At 74.4% G+C, this 8,315-nt stretch carries 7 protein-coding genes; 1 reads left to right on the top strand and 6 read right to left on the bottom strand.

Features of this window, described 5'->3' with window-relative positions:
* Positions 1 to 170: 170 nt before the first annotated feature.
* The 6 genes from FFA01_RS15520 to FFA01_RS15495 form a co-directional block, all read right to left on the bottom strand.
* Entirely contained in the window at positions 171 to 1,889 is a 1,719-nt protein-coding gene (locus FFA01_RS15520; RefSeq protein ID WP_244289903.1) for an acid phosphatase, read from the bottom strand.
* Between the two features lie 126 nt (positions 1,890 to 2,015).
* A complete protein-coding gene (locus tag FFA01_RS15515) occupies positions 2,016 to 2,447 on the bottom strand; it encodes an RbsD/FucU family protein (protein ID WP_146857089.1) in 432 nt (143 codons plus the stop codon).
* 260 nt (positions 2,448 to 2,707) lie between these two features.
* Complete coding sequence (locus FFA01_RS15510) at positions 2,708 to 4,822, bottom strand: iron ABC transporter permease (protein WP_146857088.1); 2,115 nt, start codon at positions 4,820 to 4,822, stop codon at positions 2,708 to 2,710.
* Positions 4,823 to 4,830: 8 nt separating this feature from the next.
* On the bottom strand, positions 4,831 to 5,820 hold the full coding sequence (locus FFA01_RS15505; RefSeq protein ID WP_146857087.1) for an iron-siderophore ABC transporter substrate-binding protein: 990 nt from the start codon (positions 5,818 to 5,820) through the stop codon (positions 4,831 to 4,833).
* Positions 5,817 to 6,806 carry an ABC transporter ATP-binding protein gene (locus FFA01_RS15500; protein WP_146857086.1) on the bottom strand — a complete coding sequence of 330 codons (990 nt, stop codon included), beginning with the start codon at positions 6,804 to 6,806 and terminating at the stop codon, positions 5,817 to 5,819. Before FFA01_RS15500 ends, FFA01_RS15505 begins: the two co-directional genes overlap by 4 nt.
* Positions 6,807 to 7,138: 332 nt before the next feature.
* Positions 7,139 to 7,591 (bottom strand): DUF4190 domain-containing protein, encoded by a 453-nt coding sequence (locus tag FFA01_RS15495; RefSeq protein ID WP_146857085.1) that lies wholly within the window; start codon positions 7,589 to 7,591, stop codon positions 7,139 to 7,141.
* Positions 7,592 to 7,798: 207 nt separating this feature from the next.
* Between FFA01_RS15495 and FFA01_RS15490 the strand changes: the two genes are divergently transcribed.
* The gene (locus FFA01_RS15490) at positions 7,799 to 8,245 is read left to right on the top strand and encodes a DUF805 domain-containing protein (RefSeq protein ID WP_146857084.1); all 447 of its coding nucleotides are present in this window, start codon (positions 7,799 to 7,801) and stop codon (positions 8,243 to 8,245) included.
* The last annotated feature ends 70 nt before the right edge of the window (positions 8,246 to 8,315 follow it).

Here is an 8,315-nt window from a genome sequence, read left to right as displayed (position 1 = left end):
CCCGGGCGTCGAGTGGTCAGAAGATGCTCTTCGTCGCGTCGGGAAGAGCATCTTCCGACCAGTCGATCGCGAGGGGGGTGTCGACGACGCGTGGGTCGAGGGGGCGTCGACGACGCGTGAGTGGAGGGGGCGTCGACGACGCGTGAGCCGAGGAGGCGCGGCGCGCGTCCCTAGGGGAGCCGGCGCAGCCGTCGGCGCCGGACGATCATCAGCCCCGCGCCGCCGGCCATGAGAGCGAGCGCCGCGGCGACGACTCCCGCCACGTGCTCGGACCCCGTGTAGGCCAGCGCGTCGTCGGAGGTCTCGCCCGCCGCGGTGATGCCGTCCGCGGGGGTGGTGCCCTGCGCGGGCTGCTGACCCGCGCCTCCCTGGTCGTCGCCCGAGGGGTCCGCACCGGCGGCGCCCTCGTCGACGGGGGCGACCGTCACGGGGTCGGTCGGGTCGACGGGAGCCGGGTCCACGGGAGCCGGGTCGACCGGCGCGGGATCGACCGGAGCCGGGTCCACCGGTGCCGGGTCGACGGGTGCGGGATCGACCGGGGGCGCGGCCGGGTCGACGAGCGACACTCCGCCGTCCGCCGCGACCGCCACGGGCACGGTCATCGCCGCGGCGAGGTCGATCCGCTGCCAGCTGCCCTCGGCGCCCTCGTCGAGCGGGCTGCCCGAGTCGACCGCCGTGAGCGCCAGCACCTGGCGACGCTGCTCGGGGGTGAGGTCGGGGCGGCTCGTGATGAGGAGCGACTCCGCGTTCTCGGGCACCGTCATCGGCTCGCCCGCGGCGCCGACCAGCGGGAAGTCGTAGCCGAGGCGCTCGCGGTAGACGGCCAGCGCCTCCTCGTCGGTCAGGTAGGGGGTGTCGCTCGCGATGCAGTCCGCCAGGGAGGCGCCGCAACCGTCCTCGAGCACGTCGCGCAGCTCGGTGCTCGCCTGCTCGAACAGGGTGCGGAACTCGGGGTCCGACCAGCGGCGCTCGACGATGTGCTGACCCATCATCCGACCGCTCATCACGTCGAGCGGGTAGTGCGCGGCCATCACGATCCGGTTGTTCCCGGCCTCGGAGGTGCGGGCCAGGATCTGCGGCGCCAGCTCGGGCAGCATCGTGGCCAGGGAGGTGCCCTGCCAGTAGGCCTGCGAGGTGTGACCGCTCGGATAGGCGCCCGAGGTCGACGCCCAGGCGTCCCCGCCCGGCTTGTCGCGGTAGGTCAGCTGCTCGGGGAACCGGATGTACGGGCGGTCCCAGTCGAAGTGCTCCTTCGCCGGGTTCGACGACGAGTAGTAGCCGACGAGGCCGCCGCTCTTCGCCAGCAGCGCCTCGGTCTTCGGCAGCTCGCCGGCGGTGCGCGCGTCGCGGTAGATCGCCCCGAGGCGCTCGCCGAGGCCGTCCGCCATGGAGACGGACATGTCGTCGTACTGGTCGACGATGGCGCGGTCGACCTGCTCGGGCGTGGCCGTCTGGTTGATCGTCACCGTCTTGGCGTCGTTCACGGCGATGATGTCGGGGCGGTCGGCGCGCAGCTGCGTGAACTCATCCATGATCGGCACGTAGTCGTAGGTCGCGTTCGACGGGTACGGGTAGCTCAGCTCGGCGGGCTCGAACGGCGTCGCGGCCGAGGCCGAGAGGGCGCCGAAGCCGGAGAGGACCACGCCGAGGCCGGTGCCCGCGGCGAGGAGCGCGGCGACGCGCGGACGGCGTCGGGCCGAGGAGGCGGTGGTGCCGATGCCGTCGCCGGTGCCGGTGATGCGGATGTCGGGGGTGGTGCGGGTGCCGGGGGCGGTGCCGGAGCGTCGGGCTCGGTGGGGAGTCGCGGTGCTGATGATGGGGCCTCTCGTGCGGTGGGGGCGTGGCCCGGGCGGGCCCCCGACACCGTAGGGATCGCGGATGGCCGACACCGAGACGACAGGTGTCGGGGAGGTGACGTCGCGGGCGCCGCCGACCCGCGCCTCCTCGGCTCCCGCCTCCCGGCTCCTCGGCTCCCGCCCCGCGCCTCTCCCTGTGCACCGGCGGTCGACTGCGGGCTAGTCGAAGACGACGCCCTTCTGCAGCACGAAGCAGCCCCAGGGCGCCGGGTCGAGCACGTGCACGACCGCGAACGCTCCCCGCGCGCGCTCGTAGAAGTCGAGCCGCGGGATGACGCCCCACTCGAGCGGGCGCGGGTGCGCCGCGCGGGCGACCTCGAGGACGGCGTCCTGCTCGGGGGTCGTCACCGCGGGGTCGCCGTCGACTTCCATCCGCTCGAGGGGGGTGTCGACGAACACGTCGAGCGGGAACACGCCGAGCACGGCCCCGATCACCCGCGACATCGTCGCCTCGCCCACGTGGACCACCGGCAGCCCGGTGGCCGCGGCGGGGAAGTTGCGGTCGACGACCAGCAGCCGGTCGCCGTGGCCCATGTCGTCGAGGAGGTGCAGCAGCGCGCCTCCCAGAAGCGGGTCGATGCCCTTGAGCATGCGTCCTCCTCGTGTCGATGGCGCGGGGTCGCCGTCGACGCCGCTGCCGTCGCCCAGGCTAGCGACGTGGAGGCGCGGCGCGCGTCGTCGGGCCGCGCGCGCGTCGTCCGGCTCTACGCGCGTCGTCCGAGGGTCGAGTGGTCGGAAGATGCTCTTCCGGGCGCGACGAAGAGCATCTTCCGACCACTCGATGGTCGTGGGGGCGCGCGAGGGGGCGCGCGAGGGGGACGTGAGACGCGAGACGCGAGACGCGAAACGCGCTAGCGGCGCCCGCGCCAGAGCAGCCAGACGAAGTACGGCGTCCCGATCACGGCCGTCAGCAGCCCCGCGCCGAGCTGGGCAGGGGCGATCACCGTGCGTCCCAGCACGTCGGCCAGGCCGACGAGCACCGCGCCGAGCAGCACCGCCACCGGCACCACCCGCGAGTGCCGTCGGCCCACGAGCGACCGGGCCGCGTGCGGCGCGACCAGCCCGACGAACCCGACCACGCCGACCGCCGCGACGGCCGTGGCGGTCAGCAGCACCGCGAGCGACAGGAACACCAGACGCGACCGCGAGAGCGAGACCCCGAGGAGGCGCGGCGTGTCGTCGTCCACCCCCACCAGGTCGAGCCGTCGACGCTGTCCGGCCACCACGACGAGCGCCACGACGAGCGCCAGCGCGACCGGCGCCGAGTCCGCGAGCGAGCGTCCGTACGTCGACCCCGACAGCCAGGTGAGCGCCTTCGCCCCGTTGAACGGGTCGGTCAGCACGATCAGCAGGCTGATCGCCGCGGTGGTCGCCGTCGAGACGCCGATGCCGATGAGCACGAGGCGGTTCTGCGGGAACCCGCCGCGCGAGGCCAGCCCGAAGACGAGCAGCGACGCGACCACCGCGCCGACGAACGCCGCGCCGGCGACGCCCCAGCCCGACGCCGACGGCACCGTCGTGACGAGCAGCACGGCGCCGAGCCCGGCCCCGCCCGTGACGCCGACGATGCCCGGCTCGGCCAGGGGGTTCCGGGTGACGCCCTGCACGAGGGTGCCGGCGAGGGCGAGCGCCGCGCCGGCCGTCACGGCGGCGACGACGCGCGGCACCCGGGTGTCGAGCACGTAGGTCACGATCCGGCCCGAGCGTCCGCTCAGCCAGTTCGCGACGTCGCCGAGCAGCAGCTTCGCGTCGCCGAGCAGCACCGACGCGATCAGCACGGCGATCAGGGCGACGACGATCACGGCGATCGTCAGGGCGAACCGCGGCCGCGAGACGATCGGGTGCCGGTCGCCCGGCGTGACGCCGCCGTGGTCCCGCGCCCGGAACGCCAGCACGACCAGGAACACCGCGCCGAGCAGCGAGGTCACCACGCCGGTCGGCACCTGCACCGAGGCCTCGGCCCCGACCAGCGCCCGCAGCAGCACGTCCGCGCCGAGCACCAGCCCGGCCCCGGCCAGCCCGGCGAGCGGCATGAGCACGAGCGAGCGGCGGACGGCCGGGACGGCGCGGCGCAGCAGGCGCACGAGGGCGGGGGCGCAGAGCCCCACGAACCCGATCGGGCCGGCGAGGGTCACCGACGCCGCCGACAGCAGGACGGCCGCGAGCACGGTGACGATGCGGGTGGTGCGCACGTCGACCCCGACGCTGCGGGCGGCGTCGTCGCCGAGCGCGAGGGCGTCGATGCGGGTCGAGCCGAGCAGCAGCACGATCAGTCCGATCAGCATCACCGGGGCGAGCTGCACCACGCCGGCGAAGCCGTTCTGCGAGATGCTGCCCTGCCCCCACTGGTAGAGGCCGACCGTCTGCTGCGGGAAGAGGAGGAGGAGCGCGCTCGTCACCGAGGCGAGCCCGAGCGCGAGGGCGCTGCCGGCGAGCACGAGCCGCACGGTGCCCGAGCCGAGACCCGACAGGGCGAGCACGATCGCCGCGGCGACGAGGCCGCCGACGAAGGCGACGCCAGAGGAGGCGAGCAGCGGCAGGCTGAACCCGGTGACGGCGGCGACAGCGAGGGCGGCGTAGGCGCCGGCGTTGACCGCGAGGGTGTCGGGCGAGGCGAGCACGTTGCGGCTGATCTGCTGCAGGGCGGAGCCCGCGACCCCGAGCGCGAGCCCCACGAGCAGCCCGGCGACCATCCGAGGGAGGCGCGACGCGACCACCACGGACGCGTCGCCTCCCGAGGCGGTCCCGGTCAGGGCCTGCCACACCTGCCGGGGCCCGACGTCCGCCGTGCCCTGCGTGACGTCGACGAGCGCGAGGGCCGCGACGACGGCGACGAGCGCGACCGTCACGCCCACCGAGCCGAGGGTGAGGCGGCGGGGTGCGGCGACCCGCGCCTCCTCGGCTCCCTCGGGCGACCGCTGCCGCGTGGGCGGCGCGGGGTCGGTGGGGGTGACGGTCGCGGTCACGGCCGGCGCTACTCGGTGAGGGTCGACACGACGGCGTCGACGTAGGCCGTCATCGCGGCCGGTCCGCCGAACATCCAGATGCCGTCGGGCAGGCGGTCGACGTCGCCGGCCGCGACGAAGGGCAGCGACGTCCACACGGCGTTGTCGGCCAGGACGTCGGCGAACGGGTCGTCGCCGTCGACGGTGTTGGTGATGTACAGGAACCGCGTGTCGTCGGGCAGCTGCGTCAGGCCCTCGACGTCGGTGGTGGCGAGACCGTAGGCCTCGTCGCCCTCGACGGTCCAGGCGTTGACCAGACCCAGCTCCTCGGTGACGTCGCCGACCAGCGAGCCGGCGGCGTAGGGGCGGATGCCCACCTGGCCGGCGTCGACGTAGCCGTCGGCGAAGGCCACGTTCGCGCCCTCGAGACCGGCGTCGGCGATGGCCTGCCGGCCGTCGGCGACGGCGTCGGTGAAGGCCTTCTTCACCTCGGCGGCCCGGTCCTCCGTGCCGGTGGCCTTCGCGATCAGGTCGAGGTTGTCGGTGGCGTTCTCGATCTGGCGCGAGGCGTCGGCCGAGGTGATCTGCAGCACGGGCGCGATCTCCTTCAGCTGCGTGACCGCGTCGGCGCTGAGGCCGTCGGTCGCGAGGATCAGGTCGGGCGCGAGCGAGGCGATCGTGTCGAGGCTGGGCTCGCCGCGCGTGCCGATGTCGGCGGGGTCGTTCGTCAGCGGGACGGCGGAGTCCCAGGCCTGGTAGCCCGCGACGTCGGCCACGCCGACCGGGTCGACGCCGAGGGCGACGAGGTCCTCGACGACGTTCCACTCGGTGCCGACGACCTTCGTGGCCGGGCCGTCGAGCGTGATCTCGGCCCCGGTCGCGTCGGTCAGGGTGATCTGCTCGCCGGCGGCCGTCGTCTCGGCCGTGTCGGCCGCCTCGGTGGTGCCGCAGCCGGCGAGGGTCAGGGCCGCGGCGGCGGCGACGGCGGTGGCCGTCAGGAGTCGTCGTCTGGTCGTCACGGGTGGAGCCTCTCGGTTCGGGTGTGGTGCCGGCCGATCGCGCGGGTGCGCAGGTGGCCGGTGGTGGGGTCGGTGTCGACGTCGATGCGGATGCCCCAGACGTCGCTCAGGAGGCGCGGTGTCAGCACGCTCGCCGGGTCGCCCTCGGCGACGACGCGGCCCTCGCTCAGCACGACGATGCGATCGGCGAGCGCGGCCGCCTGGTCGAGGTCGTGCAGGACGACGCCGACGGCGATGCCTCCGTCGTCGGCGAGCTCGCGCACGAGGTCGAGCAGCTCGACCTGGTAGCGGAGGTCGAGGTAGGTGGTGGGCTCGTCGAGCAGCAGCACGCCGGTGTCCTGCGCGAGGCAGCTCGCGAGCCAGACGCGCTGCAGCTGGCCGCCCGAGAGCTGGTCGACGCCGCGGTCGGCGAGGGCGGCGACGCCGGTCAGGTCGAGCGCGCGGTCGACGGCGGCGGAGCCGTCGGCGTCTCCGCGGCCCCAGCGCCCGCGGTGCGGGTAGCGGCCGAACTCGACCACGTCGCGCACGCTCAGGCCGCTGGGCGTGGGGCGGCCCTGGGTGAGCATGGCGACTCGGCGGGCGAAGTCGCGGGGCGAGAGGGCGAACGCGTCGCTCGTGGCCCCCGCGCTCGCGCTCGCGTCGCCCGCGTTCGCGCTCGCGTCGCCCGCGTTCGCGTCGTTCGCGCTCGCCGCGGCGCCGTCGAGTGGTCCGAAGATGCTCTTCGCGGCCCCGGGAAGAGCATCTTCCGACCACTCGATCTCGCGGGCGAGCGAGAGCCGACCCGAGCGGGGCTTCTGGAGGCGCGCGAGGGTCCGCAGGAGCGTCGACTTCCCGCTGCCGTTGGGCCCGATCAGGGCGGTGACGCAGCCGGGGCGGAGTTCGAGCCGGGCGTCGTGGACCACGTCGACGCCGTCGTAGGCGATCGAGACGCCGTCGGCGACGAGGGCGGGTGCGGGCTCGTGGCTCGTCGCGGGATCGGGGGTCACGGTGACTTAGGTTAGCCTAACCTCACGCACGAGCGCGACCCCGGTCGTTCGACGTCGAGCTGCAGAGACCCGGCCGGCGGGCGGCCTGCCGGTACGCATCCGCCCGGGTGGCGAGCGGCTGGCCCGCCTCTGTCCGCTCCGTTCGGCGGCGGGGCCGCCTGCTCGCGCCCGTCCCAGACGACGACGGCGGGTCCCCGTCATCCGGCGCGGCCGCCTGTCCGCGCCCGTCTCCGACGACGACGGCGGGTCCCCGTCATCCGGGGCGGGTCGATGCTGACCCGCCCTGGACGACGCGAACCCGCCGTGGCCGGTGGTGCGTGCTGCGCTGCTGCCTACGGGCAGGTCACCTGGACGCCGTCGACATTGTGCGTGCCCGAGCCGAGGTCGTTGCACATCTCGAGGCCGTAGGAGAAGGCAGCGACCAGCGCGATGATCGAGAACACAGAGACGATGATAACGACGATCGAGATGATGATGCCGGCGAGCGACAGGCCCCGCGGCTGACCGGCGCGGCCGAAGCGGCGGAACGAGATGATGTTCAGGATGAGGCCGACGATGGCCAGCAGACCGAAGAACGACAGCACGAAGCCGGTGATGGCCATGGCCTTCGACGGCGGCTTGCCGGTGGCGGGGTCGTTCTGGCCGGGGGAGTAGGGCTGGGGAGCCGAGCCGTAGGGCTGCTGCGCGCCTCCCTGGTAGGGGCTGCCCTGCTGGTCCGGCTGCGCGGGCTGGCCCGGGTAGCTCGGCGGGTTCTGGTTGTCGGGCTGGTTCTGGTCGTTGCTCATGGTGCGATTCCCCTCGTGATCGTGATGATGCGCCCAGCCTAGGGGGAGCCTCGCGGCCGGGACCAGCGCGACGGCTGCGCCTCCGCGTGATGCGGTGGACGGAGGACGCTCGTCGGCCGCGCCGTCTCGCCGGGGAGCCCGGAGCGGCATGGGCGGACGCGGCCGCTCCGTGATCCGAGCCGCCGTGCACGGCCGTACGCTGTCCCCGTGACTCTCGCCTCGACTCCCGACGCCGGCCGCGACCATCCGCTCCACCTGCCGTACTACCGTGCGCCGCTGCCCGCGGCGCTTCGGCGGTTCTTCGTCAAGTACGCCACGTTCTCCGGCCGAGCCGGACGGGCCGAGTACTGGTGGGCCGCGCTCCTGCTGTTCGTCATGCCGTACGTCGTCCAGGTGATCACCGGGGCGCTGACCGGCGACTGGAGCACCGTCGAGGGCACCTCGTTCTCGAGTGGCCCGGACGCGGTGCTGCTCCTCTTCTACATCGCCACGACCGTGCCGACCCTCGCCGTCGGCTGGCGTCGCATGCACGACATCAACCGCACCGGGCTCTGGACGCTGATCCTGCTCGTTCCGCTCGTCGGCTGGCTCGTCTTCATCGTCTTCGCGCTGACGGGCCCCCGCCCCGAGGGCGCGCGCTTCGACCGGGCCTGAGAGAGGGGGCGGCGGGTTCCTCGCACCCGTGGCGGGTCAGCGCTGACCCGCCGCCGGTGCAGGGGACCCG

It is taken from the genome of Frigoribacterium faeni (assembly GCF_007988805.1).
Lineage (GTDB): Bacteria > Actinomycetota > Actinomycetes > Actinomycetales > Microbacteriaceae > Frigoribacterium > Frigoribacterium faeni.
The sequence above is the reverse complement of the archived record's forward strand: the minus strand, read 5'-3'. Positions and strand labels throughout refer to the sequence as shown.

Excerpts from the sequence above, each read along its gene's own strand:
- FFA01_RS15515 (WP_146857089.1), bottom strand. The coding sequence starts at position 2,447 with ATGCTCAAGGGCATCGACCCGCTTCTGGGAGGCGCGCTGCTGCACCTC.
- FFA01_RS15495 (WP_146857085.1), bottom strand. The coding sequence starts at position 7,591 with ATGAGCAACGACCAGAACCAGCCCGACAACCAGAACCCGCCGAGCTAC.